The following is a 23,164-nucleotide window of genomic DNA, read 5'->3' on the forward strand; positions in this document are numbered from 1 at the left end:
TTTTCTATGATAGTCTAAGGATATAGGCTGCAATACCAAAAAGAATCGCTACTATAATGGCAATTCTAATTGTAGAATTGTAATCTCCAGAAGTCTTAGTTTTCTTCCACGTATTCCTTAACTGTCCTTTTTTTATAGTTACGTAATCGTTGTTTTCTTCAGAAACGTTTTTGGTAGTAGTATCTGAATTTTCGTATTTCTTCTTGATCTTTTCCAAACGTTCTTTACGCTCATCATAATAACGAGGTTTGTAATCAAACGTGTAATAAGATCTTCCTTTTAAAACTTTACTCCATCCAAACATAATATTAAATATTTAAGTTAGGTTTATCATAGCTCAAAAACCACACCAAAACGGTACATCAAAATTACGGAATTAAAGACAAGCTATCAAGTAAGTTTAGGAAATTAAAAAAGCCAAGATAATTACATCTTGACTTCTTTAAAATATATTTATTATTCTAAGAATAAAAATTAGAAACCAACACTGTTGGTGTTTCTTCCAATATTTTTAATGGCTGCCATTTTAACAGCAGCAACGGCACACTCTACACCTTTATTTCCTAGCTTTCCACCTGAGCGATCTAATGATTGTTGTTTTGTGTTATCTGTTAAAACACAAAAAACAACAGGTACATCATATTGAAGGTTTAAATCCTTAATTCCTTGAGTAACCCCATCACAAACAAAATCAAAATGCTTTGTTTCTCCTTGAATTACATTACCAATAGCAATTACAGCATCTAACTTTTCAGTTTCAATCATTTTCTTACATCCATAGATAAGTTCAAAACTTCCAGGTACGTCCCAAGAAATAATATTTTCTTTTTCAGCACCACAATCTAGTAAGGTGTCAATTGCACCTTGATGTAAGTTTTTAGTGATTTCAGGATTCCATTCAGAAACAACAATCCCAAATCGAAAAGCCTTCGCATTTGGGATGGTGTTTTTATCGTAATATGATAAATTCGTTGTAGCCATTTAATTTAGTATTCAGTTTTACGTATTCAGATTGCAGTTTTTATTTACTGATAACTGTTAACTGCCAACTATATACTGTAAGCTTATTTTTTATTGAGCGTATTTAGCACTATTGATATACTTATCGATATTTCTACCAACTTGAGTAGTTGCGTATTTTTCTTTGATAGTTGTAAATAAACTTTCAGCTTTGCTGTATTTCTTTAACTGCATTGCAGTTTGTCCAGCTTTAAATAAAAACATAGGAGCAGTAAACTCATTGTCTTTTTTATTTCCAGCTTTTTCGTAGAACTCTAAAGCTTCTTCTGGTTGATTGATATCTGCAAAAGCATCTCCAATAGCACCTAAAGCAGTAGGTCCTAATAATTCATCATCTGAATTAAATTGCTCTAAATATTCAATAGCTTCAGTATATTTCTTCATTTTTAAATAAGAAATACCTGCGTAATAATTAGCTAAGTTTCCAGCTTTAGTGCTTCCGTAAGTTTTAGCAATATCTAAAAAACCATATTTACCATCTCCACCTTCTAAACCTAATGTGTATAAGCTATCAGCTTCAACTCCAGCTGCAGTTTCAGCTTGATCGAAAAAAGATCTAGGATATGCTAATTCATTTGAAGCTTCTAATTCTGTAGGTTCAGAAATAAATTTTGTGTACCCTAAATACAAAAGTATTAAAGCAGCTACACCAATTAAACCATAAAATAAAGGTTTACTATTTTTTTCAATCCACTCTTCAGATTTATTTGCAGCTTGGTCTAAACCTTCAAAGGCTTTAGCTACCTCACTTTGAGACTCATCAAATGTTTCTTCAACAGTATTATCTACAACCTTTTCTTTACTAGGTTTATATCCTCTCTTTTTATATGTTGCCATAATTCTTATAAAATTAGTGGCGCAAAAATAGTTTTTTTAATTGGATTTTAAAAGCCGATTTTTCGTTATTTTGCACTTCCTGTCTAGAAACAACATTGCACGTGTATTTACAGAAAATATCTTTGGTTAATTTTAAAAATATTGAGAGCCAAACATTTAGTTTTGAAAAAAAGATTAATTGTTTTGTAGGTAATAATGGAGTGGGAAAAACCAATGTTCTTGATGCAATCTATTATTTATCTTTTGCTAAAAGCTATTTTAATCCAGTAGCGGTTCAAAATATTAAACATCAACAAGATTTTTTTGTAGTAGAAGGGGAATACTTAGTAAACAATCGTTCAGAGAAAATTATTTGTTCTTTAAAAAAAGGACAAAAAAAAGTGCTTAAAAGAAACGGTAAAATTTATGAACGTTTTTCAGATCATATTGGTCAGTTTCCACTTGTAATTATATCACCAGCAGATAGAGATTTAATTATTGAAGGCAGTGAAACTCGAAGAAAATTTATAGATGGCGTTATTTCTCAACAGGACAAACAATATTTAAAAACATTAATTTCTTACAACAAGGTTTTAGGACAACGAAATGCTTTATTGAAATTTTTTGCAGCGAATAGAACTTTTGATGAATTGAATTTAAGTGTGTATAATGAGCAGTTAATGCTATATGGAAGAGAGATTCATGAGAAAAGAAAGGTGTTTTTAAAAGAATTTGTTCCGATTTTTAATGAGAAATATCAGATTATATCAAATGATAAAGAGCATGTGTCATTACACTATAAAAGTCAGCTAGAAGATTTGTCATTTGAAGAATTATTAAAAAGAAATTTAGAAAAAGACAAAATTTTACAGTATACTTCTGTTGGTGTGCATAAAGATGATTTGAGTTTTGAAATTGGAACCTATCCTGTAAAAAAGTTTGGTTCGCAAGGACAGCAAAAATCGTATTTAATAGCATTAAAACTGGCGCAGTTTGAGTTTATTAAAAGACAATCGAACATTACTCCAATTTTATTATTAGATGATATTTTTGATAAATTGGATGAGCATAGAGTAGCTCAAATTATAGAGTTAGTTAACAAAGATGAATTTGGACAAATATTTATAACAGATACGCACTTTGAGCGAACAGAAACTGTAGTAAAACAAAGTAATAAGCCTTACGAGATTTTTAACTTAAGCAATTTAGAAGATTAAAAAATGACAAAGAGAGAAAGTGATAGTTTTTCAATAAAAGATTTAATGGGAGCCTTTATTAAAGAAAATAAATTAGAAAAAGGATTTCAAAAAATTCATATAGAAGAGGCTTGGATTAAATTAATGGGGCCTGGAATTGCTACTTATACTAATGAGGTTAAGTTACAAAACGGTACGTTAATTATTCGTTTAAACTCTTCTGTATTGAGAGAAGAATTAAGTTATGGAAAAGAGAAAATCATTACGATGATTAATGAAGAAATGGGCGAAGAAGTAGTTAAAAAAATTATGTTGGTTTAATTAGTTCTTATAAAAATCTTTATCACTGTATATTTTCCCATTACTATCCTTTACTTCAGCATGTAATCTTTTAGAGATTAAATACATTTTAAAAATGGTTTCCTTTGATGGTGAATTAGCTGAAATTATTCCGTTATTAAATTCAAATGGAATTTCTTGCTTACCATCATTAAAATGAATTAACTCGTTGTTATTTTTAGAGCCTTCTTTTTTATTACTGTGATTTATAGTTTTTAGAGTAGCATCCATTTTTGTGTAATCAAGCCATTCTTTTAATAATATTGGTTTCTCATTTTCAACTCTGCTAATACTTACCGAAAAGTTATTTGTTTTGCTTTCCTGAGCAAAAAGTGTACTTAGACTTAAAATGATTGTTGCAAAAGCTATAAATAAATGTCTCATAAATTGAAAAAGGAAATTAATAGTTAGGCGAAGTTAAATAAAAAACTCGTTACAAAAATGTAACGAGTTTAATGTAGTATTATTTTTTCTCAGTGGAGATTAAAACATTTCTCTACCAGAGAAGTGGAAACTTCCTTCGATTGCTGCATTCTCATCAGAGTCAGAACCATGAACTGCATTTTCTCCGATTGAAGTAGCAAATAATTTTCTGATTGTTCCTTCAGCAGCTTCAGCTGGGTTAGTAGCACCAATTAAAGTTCTGAAATCTTCAACTGCATTTTCTTTCTCTAAAATTGCAGCAACAATAGGTCCGCGAGTCATAAACTCAACTAACTCACCAAAAAACGGACGCTCATTGTGAATAGCATAAAAAGTCTCAGCATCACGCTTAGTCATGTGCGTTTTTTTCATTGCTACAATTCTAAAACCAGCAGCATTAATTTTTTCTAAAATAGCACCAGTATGTCCATTTTCTACAGCATCTGGTTTAATCATTGTAAAAGTTCTATTTGTTGCCATTTGTATTTTAATCTGATTATAATTTCGCGCAAAAATACATTTTTTAATGTTACTAACAAGTTAAGTGTATAATAGAACATTTTTTTCATCATAAATTTGACTTATTATATGAGGGAGTTGAAGGAGTTTAAATGTATGATTTCTTATTGGTTAGTGATGATTTTAATAAGCTAATTGTTAATAATTAACATTTTTGATAATATTTAGTCAAAAGAATATTAAATTGTATATTCGCCCTTTATGATTTTAAAGAACTTTGAAGCACTTAAAGCGTATTTAGAAACGCCACGAAACATTGTAATTATTGGCCACAAAAATCCTGATGGTGACGCTGTTGGATCTACACTTGGATTAAAGCATTATCTTGATTTTAAAGGTCATAAAGCACAGGTGTTGATGCCTAATGAATTTCCTGATTTTTTGCATTGGATTCCTGGGGTTGAATCTGTATATCGTTTCGATAGGCAAAATAATCAATCTGTAAAAGCGTTAAAGAAATCTGATATTGTTTTTTTATTAGATTTTAATGCATTGCACAGAGTAGGAGATGATATGCAAAACACATTAGAGAAGTATGAAAATCATTTTGCATTGATAGACCATCATCAGCAACCTGATGATTTTGAATACATGTATTCAGACACAGAAATCTGTTCAACTTGTCAAATGGTATATACTTTTATTGAAATGATGGGAGACTTGAATTTGATTGAAAGAAACATCGCTACTTGTTTATATACTGGTATTATGACAGATACAGGTTCTTTTAGATTTAGATCGACCACAAGTACTACTCATAGAATCATTGCAGATTTAATTGATCGAGGTGCTGAAAATGATAAAATTCACAGTAAAGTATATGATGCAAACTCGTTTAGTAGATTACAGTTACTAGGTCAAGCCTTAAGTAATTTACAAGTTTTACCAGAGTATAAAACAGCTTTTATAACACTTTCTCAAGAAGAGAAAAATAAATACAATTATGAAAAAGGAGATACAGAAGGTGTTGTAAATTATGCCTTATCTTTAAAAAACATTGTATTTGCAGCTATTTTTATTGAAGATTTAGAACAAGGTATAATTAAAATATCCTTTAGGTCTAAAGGAAGTTTTTCTGTAAATAAATTTGCACGATCATATTTTAATGGAGGAGGACATGACAATGCAGCAGGAGGAAGGTCTACATATACTATGGAAGAAACAGTAGATGAATTCAGATCATTATTACCAAATTATAAAGAAGATTTACTGGTTTCTTATGAAGAATAGAGTATACATTTATATCATTGTAGTAATAGGTGTTTTTGGTTGCAAAGAATTAGAAGCTAGAAGACCTAAACAACAATCAACTAAAAATTTCTATAAGGAAGTAGTTGAGCAAAATAAAAAGATGAATGCATTGGAAACTCAAAAAATTCTGTCGCATTTAAGTAAAGATACTATAACTGAGTATAAATCTTCTGCCAATGGTTTTTGGTATGCTTATCAAAAACAAGATACTGTATTGAGTTCTACTCCTGTAAAAGGGGATGAGGTTACTTTAAATTATAATATTACTTCCCTAAATAATGAAGTGATTTATGATTTTCAAACTAGAAAGTACACCATTGATAAAGAAGATTTTGTTCCAGGATTACGAGATGGAATAAAGTTGATGAAAAAGGGAGAAACTATTACATTTGTGATTCCTTCTTACAGGGCTTATGGAGTAACTGGAGATGGGAATAGAATTGGAATGAATCAAACATTAAAGAGTATAGTAACATTAATAGAAATTAAAAAACCGAATAATGAAATTAAATAAGTTTTTGGTAATTACTGCTTTAGGACTAGCAGTTGTATCTTGTAATAAACAATTTGAAGCTAAAAAAAGTTTAGATACTGAGTTAGATTCTGTAAGTTATGCTTTAGGTTTAAATACTGGAATTAGAATGCGTGCAGATCAAAATGCAAAGGAGCTTGATCCAGATTTATATGTACAAGGATTTTATAACGGTGCAGACTCTACTAATATTTTAATTAATATAGAAGAAGCTACTCAAATCATCAGAACATATTTCCAAAAGAAACAAATGGAAGATATGGAAAGAAGACAAAAAGAGATGCAAAAGAAAGCAGAGGAAGAGCATGCAGATTATAAAAAAGCAAATGAAGATTTCTTAGCAGAAAATAAAAATAATGAAGGAGTTGTAACTACTGAAAGCGGATTACAATATATTGTTTTAAAAGAAGGTAACGGACCATCTCCTAAGATAGCTGATTATGTAAAAGTGCATTACCATGGGACTTTAATCGATGGTAAAGTTTTTGATAGTTCGGTAGAAAGAGATACACCGTCTGAATTCGGAGTAACTCAAGTAATCAAAGGATGGACAGAAGGTTTACAGTTAATGAAAGAAGGAGCTAAGTTTAAGTTTTTCATTCCTCAAGATTTAGCGTATGGTTTCCAAGGTAGAATGCCACAAATAAAGCCTTTTTCTACATTAGTTTTTGAAGTAGAATTATTAGAAGTTAAATCAACTGCAAAGCCATCTGCAGATGGACATACAGATCATAGTGGAGAAGACCACAAAGATCATTAATAAAAAATAATGTAACTTAAAAGCATCAACTTATGTTGGTGCTTTTTGTTTCGTTTTAAATACAATTTATGAAAATAGTTAAATTAATTGTCGCTATTTCAGTTTTAATAGTGTCTTGTAAAACTGTAAAATACCCAGATTTAGCAGAGGGATTGTACGCAGATATTCAAACTAATAAAGGGGATATACTAATTAAGTTGCATGCTGATATTGTTCCAATGACAGTTGCGAATTTTGTTTCTCTTGCAGAGGGGAATAATCCCAATTTGTTAGATTCTTTGAAAGGAAAGCCTTTTTATGAGGGAGTGAAATTTCACAGAGTGATTAAAGATTTTATGATTCAAGCTGGACAACCAAAAGGAGGAGGTCGTCTTGGATATAGTTTTGATGATGAATTTCCATTAAATGAACAAGGACAATTAATTTATAAACACGATTCTGAAGGAGTGTTATCAATGGCAAATGCAGGACCAGCGACAAACTCTTCTCAATTTTTTATTACACACAAGGCTACACCTTGGTTGGATGGAAAGCATTCAGTTTTTGGAAAAGTAACTTACGGTCAGAATGTAGTGGATACAATTTTGCAAAATGATGTAATCAACAAAGTAGATATTATCAGAGTTGGGCAATCGGCGAAAGAGTTCAATGCACCTAATGTTTTTTTACAAGAATTAGAAAATGCAGAAGAGCGTAAAAAAGAACGTAAAAGAAAAATAGCTGTTGCTAAAGAGAAAGTTCGTAAAGAAATGGATTATTATAGCTCTCAAGTAACAAGCTCTGGATTACACTTTTTACAACTTCAAAAAGGAACTGGAGAAAAAGTAAATCCAGATGTACCTACTACTGTACATTATACTTTGTATGATGATTTAGGTAATAAAATTGCTTCTAGTTTAGATCAAAATAAAGCATTTACTTTTACAATTAATGATCCTAATTATCCATTAATAGCAGGATGGAAAGAAGGTGCTTCTATGATGTATGAAGGAGAAAAAGCACGTTTGTTTATTCCGAGTTATTTAGGGTATGGTGAAGTAGGTCGTTTACCTGTTATTAAACCGAATACAGATTTAATTTTTGAAATAGAAATATTAAAAGTTGGAAAATAGTTTTTTAGACACAATCAGATCAAATGATGCTGATTTATTAATTTTCTTAAATAATTTAGGTAATGAAAAGTGGGATTCTTTTTGGTTAACTATCACTAATCAGTTCAATTGGATTCCTCTTTTCGTTATTATTTTAATTTTAATTTATCTTAGATTCGGACTTAAAAAGACGCTATTTTCATTGTTTTTTATAGCAGTTATGGTTGCTTTTTCTGATCAGTTTACAAACTTGATAAAAAACACCACCGAAAGAATTCGTCCTTGTAATACAGCTTATTTACAAGAATATTTAAGACAATTCAGTTATAAACCTAGAGGATATAGTTTTTGGTCAGGACATGCATCTTTGTCAACAACATTTTCTGTCTTTATAATTTTGTTATTGAGAAGTAAGTTTAAATTTATTTACTCCCTATTATTGTTCCCAATGGTTTTTGGGTATAGTAGAGTTTACTTAGGTGTACATTATCCTGGCGATATCTCTGTTGGTTATCTTTCAGGTATGTTATTTGGATTTTTATTTTATAAGCTATATAGTTTTCTCTATCAAAGAGTATTTAAAGAAAGCTTAGTTTAGTTGTATTAGATATTTTTTTCCTAAGGTCTTTTCTCGAGAGTTTTTATTGATAAATTTTCCTTTGAGCTTTGTAATTCTATAGTAATCAAATTCTTTTAGTATTTCGAAGCTAGTATTCTTTTTTGTTAGTAATTCAAGATCTTTTTCGTTTGCATATAAAACGCTATTTTTAGAATTGCTTAACTCTTCAATAGTTATTCTATTTATTGGTTTGTTACAGTAAAACTCAAATCCAAAATTATGACTATTATTAGTAAGCATGCTAATTGATTTAAAATCATGATTGTTAATATATCTAGCTGCATGAACACCACCTTGATATTTAAATAGTGTTGGGTAAAAGTGAGTTAGCATAAACCCATATAAAAAGCAAAAAGAAATAGCAGAAAAATATAAAATACGTTTTGTCTTTTCTTGTTGATTCTTCACTACTAAATATAGGGCTATAATACAAAGAATAAAGATTGGTAAAATCCAGAAATTAAATTCAGGTTTCATAACAATGCTAAGAGCAATTACGGCTACTATCGATATGCCTATTAAAATATATTGCGTAATTGAATAGGTTTTAAGTAGGTTTTGATACTTGCTTTTTAAGGAAACAATAAAATCAGCAGTTAAGACAGCCATAAATGGAAACACAATATTTGTATAATGTGCTAATTGAAATTTACTTAATGAGAATACTAAAATAGTAGCTAAAGTTCCGAAGAGTGTATAGAACTCTTCATTTGTATTTACTTTTTTACTGTTTCGTTTGATTTTTAAAAAGGAAGCGATATAAAATAAAATCGACCATGGTAAAAATGCCCACAAAATAGTATGGATAAAAAAGAAAACATCACCATGACCTTTTATTGGTCCCGTATTAAAAAAACGACCAAATTGACTATCCCATAAAAAGAATTTAATACCGGAAACATTAGTTTCTCCAAAGACAATTTTTTCTGGATGTGCATCAAATTGAACATATAAAGTATAAAGTTCAGGAACTATAAACAGCGTTATAAAACCCAAAGCGACTAACCACATTGGATTAAACAACTCTTTCCAGCTTTTTGTGATTATAAAATGTCCTCCTAAAGCAGCAACTAAAGGTATAATTGCAAATATTCCTTTAGTCATTACAGCAAAAGCGCAGAATAAACTCGCTAGTAGTAAATCACTTATTTTTTTTTGCTGAATATATTTGTAAAACCAATATAAACTAGCCATAATAAAACCTGTTAAGTAAGGTTCTGCTCTGACATCAAAATTAGAAATTACACTATGTAAAGATGTTGCTAAAATTATAGCAGCAATCACCGCTGTTTCTTTATTGTAATTTTCTTTTGTAAACTTATAGGTAGCCCAAACTCCAAGAAAAAAAACTAATACACCTGGTAATTTATACGCAAAATTACTAACCCCAAAAATTTTGAAGGATAAAGCTGTTAACCAAAAAGGTAAATGAGGTTTGTCTAACCAATCAGTTCCTAACGAATACAAATTAATAAAATCGTTATTCAAGTGCATTGTTTTAGCTATTGATGCATACAAAGCAGCGTCAGGAGGCATCATATCTAACGGTAAACCTAGAATGGTTATACAAATAATTAATATACTTAGGATTAGTAATGATTTGTTTTTGGTCATTTGGTTGTAAAGTTTTTAACAGGGCTTAAACGAATAAAGTCAACTTCTAAATTAGAAGTCCCTATTATTTGAATTTTGTTAGGGTTAAATGTATTGTCGAATGCTGGTAATACAAACTCAACATTTTGGTTTATTAATTTTGCAGGAAAAACTTTTTTGTGTTTTCCGTCCCTTAAAGCAACAGCAATTTGAAGTGATTCTATTGTGCTTTTTTGAGGTTTTAGAATTTCAACAGAAATAATATTCTTAGTATTCTTTTCTAAGTAGAGGTTGTCAGCAAAGTCTAAAGTAAGTTGACTGTTTTTATAATAGCTACCATTAATATTTTTATAATAAATTTTTCCTTTGTTCTTTTTTGGTAAAGAATCATTAGTAAAGCTTCTTTTGTTACCTCCAATTAATACTGGGTTAGAAATGTTGTATTCTTTATTGAAATCGTATAAATCATACTGGTTTTTTCTACTACTCCAAGAGTTAAGTTGGTAAGGTCTCTCTCCTGTGTAAAACCAATATAAAGAGGTGTTCTGATAAGAATTATAAAATAATGGAGTCTTATTGTTAAGTTTTTTGTGTAGAGCTTGAGTCCACTTTTTGTTTCCGTGCATTTCAAATTGTTTTGGCAATAAACCATCAATAGCCATTGCAAATCGTAAAAAAGTGGTAACAACTAAAGTTATAATTGCGAGTGTTTTAAATAACTTTAAATCCTTCTTATTTTTAATTAGATAATTAAAAGGAATTATAATTAAAGGAATAGAAATTGGAACTATCCATTGAGCTTGAGCATGTGTTTTGAATGTGCTGATAAAGAAAAATCCTATAAATCCTATAACAATAAAATTTAGAGCTTTTTGAAATAAGTCGTTGTTTTTTAGGTTTTTTAAAAAAGCCTTATACACAATTGGAAAAGTAAAACCAATGATAACAATGATGTTAATAATATGCATATAAGTATCTCTAAATCTATAAACGGTATTTTCTTTTCTTTCAAATAAGTGGTATTTAAAAGAGGGAAAATCATTTTCAAATTGCCATATCAGGTGAGGAGAAAATAGAGCAATTGTAAGTAAGGCGGTGAGCCAAATCTTACCATCTTTTAAAGCTTTTAAATTCGATAATAGAACAAAACCAATTACCAATACAGACTGGTATTTGCTATACATCATACAAGCCATAGATACAGCCAATACTAGATAGCTAACTGTAGTTTTTTCTTTTATGTATTTTTGATAACCAAATAAAAATAAAGCTATAAAAAACATTAAAGGAGTGTCTGGTACTGTTATAAAACCGTAAACATTAAATAAAGAAGTGGTTAGTACCAATAAAATGAAAAGCCATTTATAATCTTTTTTTACTGGATTATTTATTAATAACCATACTATATAGAATGTTAAGGGTAATGTTATGGAAGAAAAAAACCGAACGCTTAATTCTCCTGATGAAAAGAATAATTTTGAAATTGCAATCCAAATAGCTACCATTGGAGGGTGATCAAAATATCCCCAACTTAACTCATTACTATAAGTCCAGTAATAAGCTTCATCCGAAATTAACTCAGTAGTAAAGCCTTGAATAATGTTTACGAAAAAAAGAGCTATTCCAAAGAATAAAAAAAAGTAGCGCGAGTTAAATATTGATTTCATTAGAGCAAAGCTATGAAATAACATGAAATATTAATGCTACTTTTTTTAGTTAAGAATAGAATTGTTAAAGTCCAGTTGTAATTAGGTATAAAAAAACCGAGTTGTTAAACTCGGTTTTTAAAATAATTATTCTTCGTCGTATTCTGTTCGTGTCTCGGCAGGCTTCTGACCTTTTTCAATTTTTATGGTTAGCTTCTTGCTTTCGTCGTCTAAATCCATAAATATTGAATCGCCTTCATCAAGCTTTGCATTCACTATTTCCTGGGCTAAGGCATCCTCAATATATTTTTGAATAGCTCTTTTTAGAGGTCTAGCACCATATTGTTTGTCAAAACCTTTATCAGCAATATAATCTTTTGCTTTGTCAGATAAATTTAAGTTGTAACCTAAATCAGAAATTCTATCTAGTAGCTTTTTAAGCTCAATATCAATAATTCTGTGGATATCTTCTCTTTCTAAAGAATTAAAGATAATAACATCATCTATTCGGTTTAAAAACTCAGGTGCAAACGATTTTTTTAAAGCACTTTCAATAATTCCTCTTGCATGTGCGTCTTCTTGCTCTTTTTTTGCCTGAGTACCAAAACCAACTCCGCCTCCAAAATCTTTAAGCTTACGAACACCAATATTGGAAGTCATGATAATAATAGTGTTTCTAAAGTCTATTTTTCTTCCTAAACTATCTGTAATATGACCATCATCTAAAATTTGTAAAAGCATATTAAACACATCAGGATGCGCTTTTTCAATTTCATCTAACAGCACAACAGAGTAAGGCTTACGTCTAACTTTTTCTGTTAATTGTCCTCCTTCCTCATAACCAACATATCCAGGAGGTGCTCCAATTAAACGAGAGATGGCGAATTTTTCCATGTATTCACTCATATCAATTCTGATTAAAGATTCATCAGAATCAAAAAGTTCTCTAGCTAAAACTTTAGCAAGTTGAGTTTTACCAACCCCTGTTGAACCTAAGAAAATAAATGATCCAATAGGTTTGTTAGGGTCTTTTAATCCAACTCTATTACGTTGAATTGCTTTAACAACTTTGGTTACCGCTTCACTTTGTCCAATTACTTTACCTTGAATTGAAGTAGGTAGTTCAGCTAATCTATGGCTTTCAGCTTCAGCAACTCTGTTAACAGGAATACCAGTCATCATAGAAACTACTTCAGCAACATTATCTTCAGTTACTGTTTCTCTGTGTAGTTTAGAATCCTCTTCCCATTGATTTTGAGCTGAATCTAAAGCTGCTTCTAGGTTTTTTTCATCGTCACGCAGCTTCGCAGCTTCTTCATATTTTTGTCCGCTAACAGCTTTTGTTTTGCGTTCTCTTATTTCTTCAAGTTTAGATTCTAATTCTAAAATTTGTTGAGGAACAACAATGTTTGTTATATGAATTCTAGATCCTGCTTCATCAAGAGCATCAATAGCTTTGTCTGGAAGAAAACGATCTGTCATATATCTATTGGTAAGTTTTACACAAGCTTCAATAGCTTCATCTGTAAACTCAACATTATGGTGTGCTTCATATTTACCTTTAATGTTGTGCAGAATTTGAATGGTTTCTTCAACAGTAGTAGGATCTACCATTACTTTTTGAAAACGACGCTCTAAGGCACCATCTTTCTCAATATTGGTTCTATATTCATCTAAAGTTGTTGCACCAATACATTGAATTTCCCCACGAGCTAACGCAGGTTTTAACATGTTTGAAGCGTCTAAAGAACCAGTTGCGCCTCCTGCACCAACGATTGTATGAATCTCATCAATAAAAAGAATAATATCGTCATTCTTTTCCAGTTCATTCATAAGTGCTTTCATTCGCTCTTCAAACTGACCTCTATATTTAGTTCCTGCAACTAAACTTGCTAAATCAAGTGAAATGATTCGTTTATCAAAAAGAATTCTAGAAACCTTTCTGTTTACAATTCGTAAAGCCAAACCTTCAGCAATTGCGGATTTACCAACTCCTGGTTCCCCAATTAACATTGGGTTGTTTTTCTTTCTACGGCTTAATATTTGAGAAACTCTTTCAATTTCTTTTAATCGACCAACAACAGGGTCTAGCTTACCGTTTTCTGCTAAATCAGTTAAATCTCTACCAAAATTATCAAGAACAGGTGTTTTTGATTTTTTGTTTGTTTTTCCTCTCTGAGATGGTTGTTGTTGCCCGTAAGGTCCTTTTTCTTCAGAGAATTCATCGTCGGTATTCTCTGCTATTGGATTGATAGGTAAACTACCATCGTCTATATTTAATTCTTTGTATAAAGCTTTAGCTTGATCGTAGTCTACATCATACTTTTGTAAAAGTTTTGTAGTAGGGTCATTTTCATTTCTCAAAATACAAAGAAGTAAATGTGCAGTATCTATTGCGTCACTTTGATATAATTTAGCTTCTAAAAATGTAGTTTTAATAGCTTTTTCAGCCTGACGGGTTAAATGCAAATTTTTCTTTTGATTCGCTTCAATTAGAGATGAAGTAGGATTTAATTTTTCTAATTTATTTCTAACTAAATCTAAATCTATATCAAAAGTGGTTAAAATTTCTATTGCTTTTCCGTCTCCTTTTCTAATTAAACCAAGCAGAAGATGTTCAGTTCCAATAAAGTCGTGCCCTAATCTTAAGGCTTCTTCTTTGCTGAAAGTAATTACATCTCTAACTCCTGGTGAAAAATTTTCGTCCATAAATAATTTCTTTGTTGTAAAGTTACTAAGAATTTTAAAAAAAAATACAAAAACGATGCCAGTAAAACAACACGACAAAAAGACAGTTTAGGTACTAAGTAGAAAGATGTTGAAAAACCTTACGCTATTGTTGATAAATTAAGTGAAATTGAAACTCGAAAACTTGGGTGTTTGTGCTTAAAATGATATCTTGCACTGTTTGTAACAGTAAATACAAACTTGTATTTAGAGGAAGTGAATTTTAGTGCTAAAATTCACTTTTTTAACGAAATGAGTATTAATGATTTAAATAGAGATATATGGCAGACGGGGAAAAGTTAATTCCAATTAATATCGAAGAGCAAATGAAATCTGCTTACATTGATTATTCAATGTCGGTAATTGTTTCTAGAGCTTTACCTGATGTAAGAGATGGTTTAAAACCAGTTCACAGAAGGGTTTTATTTGGTATGCATGAGTTGGGAATAAAATCTACAGGAGCATATAAAAAATCGGCAAGAGTAGTAGGAGAGGTATTAGGTAAATATCACCCGCATGGTGATACTTCTGTATACGATTCTATGGTGCGTATGGCTCAAGATTGGAGCATGCGTTATATGATGATTGACGGTCAAGGAAACTTTGGTTCTGTTGATGGAGATAGTCCCGCAGCTATGCGTTATACAGAGGTTAGAATGCAAAAGATATCAGAAGAAATGCTTTCTGATATTGAGAAAGAAACTGTAGATCATAAGTTAAATTTTGATGATACTTTACATGAGCCAACAGTATTACCAACTAGAATACCAAACTTATTAGTAAACGGAGCTTCTGGTATTGCGGTAGGTATGGCTACAAACATGGCGCCACATAATTTAACAGAAGTTATTAACGGTACCGTAGCTTACATTGATAATAGAGAAATAGAGATTGATGAGTTAATGCAACACATCAAGGCTCCTGATTTTCCAACAGGAGGTATTATATATGGATATGATGGTGTAAGAGATGCATTTCATACAGGACGCGGACGAATAGTTATGCGTGCCAAAGCGACTATTGAAGAAGTAAAAGGTCGTGAATGTATTATTGTAACTGAAATTCCATATCAAGTTAACAAGGCAGAGATGATTAAAAAAACTGCTGATTTAGTTAACGAAAAAAAGTTAGAAGGAATAGCAAGTATACGAGACGAGTCTGATAGAAAAGGAATGCGTATAGTATATGTTTTAAAGCGAGATGCGATTCCTAATATTGTACTTAACAAGTTGTTTAAGTATACTCAATTACAAACTTCTTTTAGTGTAAATAATATTGCTTTAGTAAATGGGCGTCCACAACAGCTTAATTTAAAGCAGTTAATACACTATTTTGTTGAGCATAGACATGAGGTTATTGTAAGAAGAACTGAATATGAACTTAAAAAAGCAGAAGCTAGAGCTCACATCTTAGAAGGTTTGATTATTGCTTCAGATAATATTGATGAAGTAATTGCTATCATCAGAGCATCTGCTAATGCTGATGAAGCGCGTGAGAGCTTAATTAAACGTTTCGAATTAACAGAAATTCAAGCTAAGGCAATTGTTGAAATGCGTTTACGTCAGTTAACTGGTCTGGAACAAGATAAGTTAAGAGTTGAGTATGATGAGATTATAAAAACAATAGCTGATTTAAAAGATATACTTGCAAATGAACCAAGACGTTATCAGATTATCAAAGATGAATTGATAGAAGTTCGTGATAAATATGGAGATGAGCGCCGTTCGGTAATAGAGTATGCAGGTGGAGACATGCGTATCGAAGACATGATACCTAACTCTAAAGTAGTGGTTACTATTTCTCATGCTGGGTATATTAAGAGAACAAACCTAGATGAGTATAAAGTTCAGAATAGAGGAGGAAGAGGTCAAAAAGGAGTAACAACTCGTAATGAAGATTTCTTAGAGCATTTATTCGTTGGCACGAATCACCAACACATGTTATTCTTTACGCAAAAAGGTAAAGTTTTTTGGATGAGAGTTTTTGAAATTCCTGAAGGAGGTAAAAACACCAAAGGAAGGGCGATTCAAAACCTTATGAACATTGAGCAAGATGATAAAGTAAAAGCATTTTTAGTTACAGATGATTTAAATGATGAAGAATATATCAACAATCATTATGTAATCATGGCTACTAAAAAAGGTAAAGTAAAGAAGACACCTTTAGAGCAATATTCTAGACCAAGAGCTAATGGTATTAATGCAATTACTATTAAGGAAGATGATGAGTTACTAGAGGCTAAATTAACTACTGGAGATAGTCAAGTAATGTTAGCATTGCGTTCTGGTAAGGCTATTCGATTCGAGGAAGAAAAAACAAGACCTATGGGTAGAACAGCTTCTGGGGTTCGAGGTATTACACTACAAAATGACGATGATGAAGTAATTGGAATGGTATCTGTAAACGATATGGAAAGCAATATTTTAGTAGTTTCTGAAAAAGGATACGGTAAGCGTTCAAAGTTAGAAGATTACAGAATTACCAATCGTGGAGGAAAAGGTGTGAAAACATTGAATATTTCAGAAAAAACAGGTAATTTGGTAGCGATAAAAAATGTAGACGATTCTAATGATTTAATGATTATCAATAAATCTGGAATTACTATAAGAATGGCAGTTGAAGACCTTAGAGTTATGGGTAGAGCAACACAAGGAGTGAAGCTTATCAATATAAAAGGTAATGATAGCATAGCTGCTGTTGCAAAAGTAATGCATGAAGAGGAAGATGAAGAAAATGGCACGGAAATTGAAAACGAAACTAGTGTAAATTAAGAATACATTATTAAATAACTAATATTAACTAAGATGAAAAAACAAGTTTTAGCAATTTCTTTAGGTTTATTAACATTAGGTTCTTTTGCTCAAAAGAAAGAGCTTAAATCTATTGAAAAAGCACTTAGCAATAATGATTTTACAGGAGCTTTAACTATTGTAAATTCTTTAGATAGCTCTATAGAGAGCGCAGATGAGAAGTATAAGTCTAAATTCTACTACTTAAAAGGTCAAGCATATGCTGGTAAGAAAGAATACCAAAAAGCGGCAGATGCTTTTAATCAATTATTCGATTACGAAAAGAAAATAGGTAAAGAGCGTTATACAGCTGAAGCAAAACCTCAATTAGATAAGTTAATTCAATCAGTTTCAGAAAAAGCAATTAGCCTTTATAATAATGACAATAATTATAAAGAAGCTTCTAAGTACTTTTATTTAACTTATAAATTAAGTCCAAGAGATACTGCCTTTGCATACAACGCAGCTGTAAGTGCTACTCAAGCTAAAGATTACGATACAGCTATTGACTATTACAAAGAGTTAATTCAAATCGGTTATACAGGTAAAGAGGTTCAGTACTTTGCTGTGAATAAATCTACTGGTAAAGAAGAAAACCTTGGGAGTAAAACACAGAGAGATTTAATGGTTAAATCTGGGAAGTATTCAAATCCAACTCAAAAAACTACAGAAGGTAGATCAGCATCAATTATGAAGAATTTTGCTTTAATTTTAAAAGAGCAAGGTAAAACTGATGAGGCTATTAAGGCTATTTCTGAAGCAAGAAAAGCTAATAAAAACGATTTAAATTTAATTTTAAACGAAGCGCAATTATATATTGAGTTAGGTAAGATGGATAAGTTTGGTGAATTAATGGCAGAAGCAGTTGCTTTAGACCCTAATAACCCAACTTTATACTATAATTTAGGAGTTGTAAACTTCAACCAAGGAAGAACTGAAGAAGCTGCTAAGTATTACAGAAAAGCAATTGAACTTAAGCCAGATTACTCTGATGCGTATATGAACTTATCAGTAGTTATATTAGCTAAGGAAAAAGAAATTGTAGAAGAGATGAACAAAAACTTATCTAACTTTAAAAAGTATGATGAGTTAGCACTTAAGCAAAAAGAAGTATATAAAGAAGCTTTACCATATCTTGAAAAAGCAGATAGTCTTAATAGAAGCATAGATACAGTTAAGTCTTTAATGAGTATTTATGAAGTACTTGAGATGCAAGATAAAGCAAAAGAATTTAGAGATTTATATAAATCGATGCAATAATCTCTATTCACTAACATATAAAAAAAGAGAAGCAAAAATTGCTTCTCTTTTTTTTGTTGTTATATCATCTTTTTTATAACTCGTAATCGGTGACTGTGTTGATGAGTATCTGTATTGTAAATTCCACTATGGTCGAGTTTGTCAATCCTAACTTTACCATGAGCATGAATGATGTTGTAATCATTCATAATTATTCCAACGTGGGTAATAACGCCTTCATCATTATCAAAAAAAGCTAAATCTCCAGGTTCACACTCTTCAATAAAGCTCAAAACTTCCCCTTGACTAGCTTGCTGTTTAGCATCTCTTAATAAATTGTATCCACAGAGTTTATAAACTGTTTGGGTAAAACCAGAGCAATCAATACCAAAAGGAGTCTTTCCACCCCATAAATAAGGTGAATTTAAAAACAAATAGGCTGTTTCTACAATGGCGTTCTTTGTTAGTTTTTTTCCAGCTATTTTACCTTCGTATTTATAAAGAGTATTATTAATACTAAAAATACTGTCTTTTAAAAAAGGTAATCTAGCTCCAATAGGAATAGTAGTAAGATTGTTCTCAGAACCTGTAATAAAATCAATTAAATCACCTGAAAATATTGGTTCTTCATTTTCAAGTTCGTTAAATAAATTTTCAGAAATTTCTTCATACTGTTTATTGTCAATAAAACCTTCGTAACCATCAAAAGCTAGCTTTATTTTACTCCATTTCTTGGTTTTTTCAAGTATTTGAAAATGCTCTCCAAAAATAACTTGACTTACCATTTCAGAAACATCATTAGCTTCCGATCGTAAAGGAACAATACTTAAATTACAGATTCCGAACAAAAATATACCTTTTAATTATTAAATTCTTTCGATTACCATTGCACTAGCACCACCACCACCGTTACATATTCCAGCAGCACCAATTTTAGCATTGTTTTGCTTTAGAATAGAGGTAAGTGCTATGATAATTCTAGCTCCAGAAACGCCTAATGGGTGCCCTAATGAAACTGCACCACCATTAACATTAACTTTATCTGATGATAATCCTAAGATTTTCATGTTAGCTAATCCTACTACAGAAAAAGCTTCATTTAATTCAAAATAATCCACTTCATCAATAGCAACATTTGCCTTAGCTAGGGCTTTTGGTAACGCTTTTGCTGGAGCAGTAGTAAACCATTTTGGTTCATGAGCAGCGTCTGCATAACCTCTAATTTTAGCTAACGGTTGAATTCCTAATTCTTTAGCTTTTTCAGCCGACATTAATACTAAAGCAGCGCCTCCATCATTTATGGTTGAAGCATTTGCGGCAGTTACAGTTCCTTCCTTAGTAAAAGCAGGGCGTAAAGCAGGAATCTTATCCATTTTTACATTTTTGTATTCCTCATCTTCACTAAAAATAATTGGCTCTCCTCTTCTTTGTGGAATCTCTACTGGTACTACTTCATCTGCAAACTTTCCTTCGCTCCAAGCTTTAGCAGAACGATTGTAAGATTCAATGGCAAAAGCATCTTGGTCTTCTCTCGAAAAGTTATATTCAACAGCACATTCATCTGCACATACTCCCATAGCTACTTTTTCGTAAGCATCAACTAAACCATCTTTCTGCATTCCGTCTTCCATAGTAACCGGGCCAAATTTAGTAGCAGATCTAGCATGTTGATAATGTGGAATCATACTCATGTTTTCCATACCTCCAGCAACAACAATATCAGCATCACCTAGTGCAATTGCTTGGGCTCCTAACATAATAGACTTCATACCTGAAGAACAAACTTTGTTTACTGTTGTACAAGGAACCGTGTCTGGTATACCAGCCATAATAGCCGCTTGTCTAGCAGGTGCTTGCCCTAAACCAGCAGACACTACATTTCCCATAAATACTTCATTAACCATTTCTGGTTGTAAGTTGATTTTATCTAGAGCGCCTTTAATAGCAACAGCTCCTAGTTTTGGAGCAGGAGTACTTGATAATGTTCCTAAAAAACTTCCAATTGGAGTTCTTGCTACAGATGCAATTACTACTTCTTTCATGTTATGTTTGTTTGTTAAATAATGCAATGCGAAAATAACCATTTTATACTTAGAACTCAAATAATACTAAAAGGTTATATTTACGCTAAGAAACAAAATGAAATGAAGAAATTGATAAGCTATTTATATAGAAATAATTCCATAGTTTATAAAGTCTTATTATTTATTAGCACAGCTTTTGCCATTGTATATTTTTTTCCGAAAGGAGGTAAGTTTAGATATGATTTCTCAAAAGGAAAACCTTGGCAGTATGAAAATTTATATGCACCTTTTGATTTTGCTATTCAAAAATCAGAAAAAGAAATTAGTGATGAAATAACTCAAATTACTTCGTTGTCCAAACAATATTTTCTTTATGATACTCAAAAAACTAAAGCGATAGAGCAAAGTTTTGTTGAAAAGATGAAGGAGATTGATCCATCGGATAGTTTGACAGAAGAAGAAATAAAGAAGCTTACAAAGAGTGGTTTAGAATTAATAAAAACTATCTATAAATACGGTTTTATAGATGATGTTTCAAAAAATAAAATCAATAAAAGCGCTATAGTAATATTGCGTAAAAATGATGTTATTGAAGAAATTGCTTTTCAGAATTTGTTTCAATCGAAAGATATTTTAACAACTATAAACGATAAGTTTACTGATTACAAAAACTCTAGAGGTAAAAATTATGTTTTCGAGATCTTATCTGAGTTAATTCAGCCAAATGTAAGTTTTGATGCTGAGTACACTCAAAAAGAATTGGACGAAAATTTAAATGATGTTTCATATACCAAAGGAATGGTGTCTAAGGATGCATTGATTATTCAAAAAGGAGATATTGTAGAAGGAGAAAACTTAAATGTCTTAAAATCTTTTAAAGAAGCTTCTAAATCGCTAATTTGGAATAAATCCAACTACAATTGGTTAGTGTTAGGATACACTCTTCTTGTTTCATTAGCTTTATTGATGTTGTTGTTGTTTTTAGACAAGTATAGAAGAGAGATTTTTTTAGATAATACAAAAGTTACTTTTATCTTTTCTAATGTATTGTTAATGATTGTCGCACAGACAGTAATGGTAAAATACAATCCAGATTTTTTATATGTAATTCCTCTAAGTATTTTGCCTATTGTATTAAAGGCGTTTTTTGATGCTAGATTAGGTTTATTTACTCATGTGCTTACAGTTTTATTACTAGGATTTATTGTTCCAAATAGTTTTGAGTTTATTTACTTACATATCATAGCAGGAATCGTTACTATTTTATCGGTTACCGAATTGTATAAGCGAGCAAGTTTATTTATGTCAATTGCCCAAATAACGCTCATCTATATGATTACTTACTTTGCTTTTTCTATCATCAAGGAAGGAAATATAACGAATATAAAATGGATGTATTTTGGACTGTTTGCTGTGAATGGACTATTGTCGTTTTTAGCTGTTTTCTTTATTTATTTTTATGAAAAAGTATTTGGATTGGTATCAGATGTTACGTTGCTAGAATTGTCTAATACAAACTCTAAACTGTTAAGAGAACTTAATGAAAAAGCACCAGGAACTTTTCAACATTCTATGCAGGTTGCTAATTTAGCAGAAGCTGCTGCTAATGAAATTGGAGCCAACTCTATGTTAGTTAGAACAGGAGCTTTATACCATGATATTGGTAAAATGAAGAACCCAAAATTTTTCACTGAAAACCAAATTACTGGAGTAAATCCACACAACGATTTATCTCCTACAGATAGTGCTCGAATCATTTTAGATCATGTGATTAACGGAATAGAAATAGCTAAGAGAAATAATATTCCAGACCGTATTATTGACTTTATACGAACACATCACGGAACAAGTTTGGTGTATTATTTTTATATGAAGGAAAAAGATAGAAATCCAAATTTAGAGGTAGAGGAGAAGAAGTTTAGATATCAAGGTCCAATTCCGTTCTCAAAAGAAACAGCAATATTAATGATATGTGATGCAGCAGAAGCAGCATCTAAAAGCTTACAAAATCCTTCAGCACAATCAATAGATGAGTTAATAGATAAAATAGTAGAAGGACAAAAAGCGAATAATCAATTCATAAATTCGAATATTACCTTTAGAGAAATAGAAAAAATTAAAAAGGTGATAAAAGGTAAATTAATGAATATCTATCATTTACGAATTGAATATCCAGAATAGTGTTTTTTTTTGGTTAAAATATTTGTGAGATTGCTTTTCTAATGTTACATTTGCACTCGCAATTTTTAACTCTTTTGAGTTAAGGAGAGGTGGCAGAGTGGTAATGCAGCAGCCTGCTAAGCTGTCATCGTTTTTCGATGCCCGGGTTCGAATCCCGGTCTCTCCGCAAAAAATTGCAGATAACCATTTTCGGGGTGTAGCGTAGCCCGGTCATCGCGCCTGCTTTGGGAGCAGGAGGTCGCAGGTTCGAATCCTGCCACCCCGACAAAAAAATAGTTATTGGTCGCGTAGCTCAGCTGGATAGAGCATCTGCCTTCTAAGCAGACGGTCACAGGTTCGAATCCTGTCGCGATCACAATAAGCCTTACTAAAACTAGTAAGGCTTTTTTGTTTTATAAA

The 23,164-nt window shown here is 31.2% G+C and carries 20 protein-coding genes and 3 tRNA genes; 13 read left to right on the forward strand and 10 right to left on the reverse strand.

From position 1 onward, the window contains the following. Positions 1-4: 4 nt before the first annotated feature. The 3 genes from EV195_RS10715 to EV195_RS10725 all read right to left on the reverse strand — a co-directional run bounded on the left by EV195_RS10715 (position 5) and on the right by EV195_RS10725 (position 1,857). Complete coding sequence (locus tag EV195_RS10715; protein WP_132794954.1) at positions 5-304, reverse strand: hypothetical protein; 300 nt, start codon at positions 302-304, stop codon at positions 5-7. Between the two features lie 170 nt (positions 305-474). Further along, entirely contained in the window at positions 475-981 is a 507-nt protein-coding gene (gene ribH, locus EV195_RS10720; RefSeq protein ID WP_132794955.1) for a 6,7-dimethyl-8-ribityllumazine synthase, read from the reverse strand. A 90-nt stretch (positions 982-1,071) separates the two neighbouring features. Next, entirely contained in the window at positions 1,072-1,857 is a 786-nt protein-coding gene (locus EV195_RS10725; protein ID WP_132794956.1) for a tetratricopeptide repeat protein, read from the reverse strand. Positions 1,858-1,958: 101 nt separating this feature from the next. On the opposite strand from EV195_RS10725, the gene recF reads away from it, so the two are divergent. Next, positions 1,959-3,053, forward strand: coding sequence for a DNA replication/repair protein RecF (gene recF / locus EV195_RS10730; RefSeq protein ID WP_132794957.1), 1,095 nt, complete (start codon positions 1,959-1,961; stop codon positions 3,051-3,053). A 3-nt stretch (positions 3,054-3,056) separates the two neighbouring features. Further along, positions 3,057-3,353, forward strand: coding sequence for a DUF721 domain-containing protein (locus tag EV195_RS10735; RefSeq protein ID WP_132794958.1), 297 nt, complete (start codon positions 3,057-3,059; stop codon positions 3,351-3,353). Here EV195_RS10735 and EV195_RS10740 read toward each other — a convergent pair whose 3' ends face one another. Both EV195_RS10740 and EV195_RS10745 read right to left on the reverse strand, forming a co-directional pair. Beyond that, on the reverse strand, positions 3,354-3,755 hold the full coding sequence (locus EV195_RS10740; protein ID WP_132794959.1) for a hypothetical protein: 402 nt from the start codon (positions 3,753-3,755) through the stop codon (positions 3,354-3,356). It abuts the gene before it with no gap. Positions 3,756-3,854: 99 nt separating this feature from the next. After that, the gene (locus EV195_RS10745) at positions 3,855-4,274 is read right to left on the reverse strand and encodes a nucleoside-diphosphate kinase (protein ID WP_132794960.1); all 420 of its coding nucleotides are present in this window, start codon (positions 4,272-4,274) and stop codon (positions 3,855-3,857) included. A gap of 240 nt (positions 4,275-4,514) precedes the next feature. Between EV195_RS10745 and EV195_RS10750 the strand changes: the two genes are divergently transcribed. From EV195_RS10750 to EV195_RS10770, 5 genes are all read left to right on the forward strand, one after another. After that, on the forward strand, positions 4,515-5,543 hold the full coding sequence (locus EV195_RS10750) for a DHH family phosphoesterase (protein WP_132794961.1): 1,029 nt from the start codon (positions 4,515-4,517) through the stop codon (positions 5,541-5,543). After that, entirely contained in the window at positions 5,533-6,078 is a 546-nt protein-coding gene (gene gldI / locus EV195_RS10755) for a gliding motility-associated peptidyl-prolyl isomerase GldI (RefSeq protein WP_165915718.1), read from the forward strand. The genes EV195_RS10750 and gldI overlap by 11 nt, the downstream gene beginning before the upstream one ends. Then, complete coding sequence (locus EV195_RS10760) at positions 6,065-6,856, forward strand: FKBP-type peptidyl-prolyl cis-trans isomerase (RefSeq protein WP_132794963.1); 792 nt, start codon at positions 6,065-6,067, stop codon at positions 6,854-6,856. Before gldI ends, EV195_RS10760 begins: the two co-directional genes overlap by 14 nt. Before the next feature lie 68 nt (positions 6,857-6,924). Then, positions 6,925-7,968: a peptidylprolyl isomerase gene (locus EV195_RS10765; RefSeq protein WP_132794964.1), complete on the forward strand. Its 1,044-nt coding sequence runs from the start codon at positions 6,925-6,927 to the stop codon at positions 7,966-7,968. Further along, positions 7,958-8,545, forward strand: a complete 588-nt coding sequence (locus tag EV195_RS10770) for a phosphatase PAP2 family protein (protein ID WP_132794965.1) — start codon at positions 7,958-7,960, stop codon at positions 8,543-8,545. The genes EV195_RS10765 and EV195_RS10770 overlap by 11 nt, the downstream gene beginning before the upstream one ends. Here EV195_RS10770 and EV195_RS10775 read toward each other — a convergent pair. The 3 genes from EV195_RS10775 to EV195_RS10785 form a co-directional block, all read right to left on the reverse strand. Then, a complete protein-coding gene (locus EV195_RS10775; RefSeq protein WP_132794966.1) occupies positions 8,537-10,180 on the reverse strand; it encodes an ArnT family glycosyltransferase in 1,644 nt (547 codons plus the stop codon). The genes EV195_RS10770 and EV195_RS10775 overlap by 9 nt on opposite strands. Beyond that, on the reverse strand, positions 10,177-11,826 hold the full coding sequence (locus EV195_RS10780) for an ArnT family glycosyltransferase (protein WP_165915719.1): 1,650 nt from the start codon (positions 11,824-11,826) through the stop codon (positions 10,177-10,179). The genes EV195_RS10775 and EV195_RS10780 overlap by 4 nt, the downstream gene beginning before the upstream one ends. 126 nt (positions 11,827-11,952) lie before the next feature. Then, positions 11,953-14,514: an ATP-dependent Clp protease ATP-binding subunit gene (locus EV195_RS10785; protein ID WP_132794968.1), complete on the reverse strand. Its 2,562-nt coding sequence runs from the start codon at positions 14,512-14,514 to the stop codon at positions 11,953-11,955. A 299-nt stretch (positions 14,515-14,813) separates the two neighbouring features. On the opposite strand from EV195_RS10785, the gene gyrA reads away from it, so the two are divergent. Then, positions 14,814-17,303, forward strand: a complete 2,490-nt coding sequence (gene gyrA / locus EV195_RS10790; protein WP_132794969.1) for a DNA gyrase subunit A — start codon at positions 14,814-14,816, stop codon at positions 17,301-17,303. Between the two features lie 33 nt (positions 17,304-17,336). Beyond that, a complete protein-coding gene (locus tag EV195_RS10795; RefSeq protein WP_132794970.1) occupies positions 17,337-18,581 on the forward strand; it encodes a tetratricopeptide repeat protein in 1,245 nt (414 codons plus the stop codon). Positions 18,582-18,640: 59 nt separating this feature from the next. Here EV195_RS10795 and EV195_RS10800 read toward each other — a convergent pair whose 3' ends face one another. Both EV195_RS10800 and EV195_RS10805 read right to left on the reverse strand, forming a co-directional pair. Further along, positions 18,641-19,408, reverse strand: coding sequence for a C40 family peptidase (locus EV195_RS10800; RefSeq protein WP_132794971.1), 768 nt, complete (start codon positions 19,406-19,408; stop codon positions 18,641-18,643). Between the two features lie 18 nt (positions 19,409-19,426). Then, positions 19,427-20,602, reverse strand: a complete 1,176-nt coding sequence (locus EV195_RS10805) for an acetyl-CoA C-acyltransferase (protein WP_132794972.1) — start codon at positions 20,600-20,602, stop codon at positions 19,427-19,429. A gap of 102 nt (positions 20,603-20,704) precedes the next feature. On the opposite strand from EV195_RS10805, the gene EV195_RS10810 reads away from it, so the two are divergent. From EV195_RS10810 to EV195_RS10825, 4 genes are all read left to right on the forward strand, one after another. Beyond that, positions 20,705-22,765 (forward strand): HD family phosphohydrolase, encoded by a 2,061-nt coding sequence (locus EV195_RS10810; protein ID WP_132794973.1) that lies wholly within the window; start codon positions 20,705-20,707, stop codon positions 22,763-22,765. An 83-nt stretch (positions 22,766-22,848) separates the two neighbouring features. Next, a tRNA-Ser gene (locus EV195_RS10815) sits at positions 22,849-22,931 on the forward strand. A 24-nt stretch (positions 22,932-22,955) separates the two neighbouring features. Next, positions 22,956-23,030, forward strand: a tRNA-Pro gene (locus EV195_RS10820). Between the two features lie 16 nt (positions 23,031-23,046). After that, positions 23,047-23,120: transfer RNA gene (locus EV195_RS10825), tRNA-Arg, on the forward strand. Positions 23,121-23,164: the final 44 nt, after the last annotated feature.

Source organism: Tenacibaculum skagerrakense (genome assembly GCF_004345825.1).
In the GTDB taxonomy this organism is placed as follows: Bacteria; Bacteroidota; Bacteroidia; order Flavobacteriales; family Flavobacteriaceae; genus Polaribacter; species Polaribacter skagerrakensis.

What these genes read in the sequence shown, in the direction of transcription:
- EV195_RS10715 (WP_132794954.1), bottom strand. Translation starts at nt 304, where the DNA reads ATGTTTGGATGGAGTAAAGTTTTAAAAGGAAGATCTTATTACACGTTT.
- ribH (WP_132794955.1), bottom strand. Translation starts at nt 981, where the DNA reads ATGGCTACAACGAATTTATCATATTACGATAAAAACACCATCCCAAAT.
- EV195_RS10725 (WP_132794956.1), bottom strand. Translation starts at nt 1,857, where the DNA reads ATGGCAACATATAAAAAGAGAGGATATAAACCTAGTAAAGAAAAGGTT.
- EV195_RS10735 (WP_132794958.1), top strand. Translation starts at nt 3,057, where the DNA reads ATGACAAAGAGAGAAAGTGATAGTTTTTCAATAAAAGATTTAATGGGA.
- EV195_RS10740 (WP_132794959.1), bottom strand. Translation starts at nt 3,755, where the DNA reads ATGAGACATTTATTTATAGCTTTTGCAACAATCATTTTAAGTCTAAGT.
- EV195_RS10745 (WP_132794960.1), bottom strand. Translation starts at nt 4,274, where the DNA reads ATGGCAACAAATAGAACTTTTACAATGATTAAACCAGATGCTGTAGAA.
- EV195_RS10750 (WP_132794961.1), top strand. Translation starts at nt 4,515, where the DNA reads ATGATTTTAAAGAACTTTGAAGCACTTAAAGCGTATTTAGAAACGCCA.
- gldI (WP_165915718.1), top strand. Translation starts at nt 5,533, where the DNA reads ATGAAGAATAGAGTATACATTTATATCATTGTAGTAATAGGTGTTTTT.
- EV195_RS10760 (WP_132794963.1), top strand. Translation starts at nt 6,065, where the DNA reads ATGAAATTAAATAAGTTTTTGGTAATTACTGCTTTAGGACTAGCAGTT.
- EV195_RS10765 (WP_132794964.1), top strand. Translation starts at nt 6,925, where the DNA reads ATGAAAATAGTTAAATTAATTGTCGCTATTTCAGTTTTAATAGTGTCT.
- EV195_RS10775 (WP_132794966.1), bottom strand. Translation starts at nt 10,180, where the DNA reads ATGACCAAAAACAAATCATTACTAATCCTAAGTATATTAATTATTTGT.
- EV195_RS10780 (WP_165915719.1), bottom strand. Translation starts at nt 11,826, where the DNA reads ATGAAATCAATATTTAACTCGCGCTACTTTTTTTTATTCTTTGGAATA.
- EV195_RS10785 (WP_132794968.1), bottom strand. Translation starts at nt 14,514, where the DNA reads ATGGACGAAAATTTTTCACCAGGAGTTAGAGATGTAATTACTTTCAGC.
- gyrA (WP_132794969.1), top strand. Translation starts at nt 14,814, where the DNA reads ATGGCAGACGGGGAAAAGTTAATTCCAATTAATATCGAAGAGCAAATG.
- EV195_RS10795 (WP_132794970.1), top strand. Translation starts at nt 17,337, where the DNA reads ATGAAAAAACAAGTTTTAGCAATTTCTTTAGGTTTATTAACATTAGGT.
- EV195_RS10805 (WP_132794972.1), bottom strand. Translation starts at nt 20,602, where the DNA reads ATGAAAGAAGTAGTAATTGCATCTGTAGCAAGAACTCCAATTGGAAGT.
- EV195_RS10810 (WP_132794973.1), top strand. Translation starts at nt 20,705, where the DNA reads ATGAAGAAATTGATAAGCTATTTATATAGAAATAATTCCATAGTTTAT.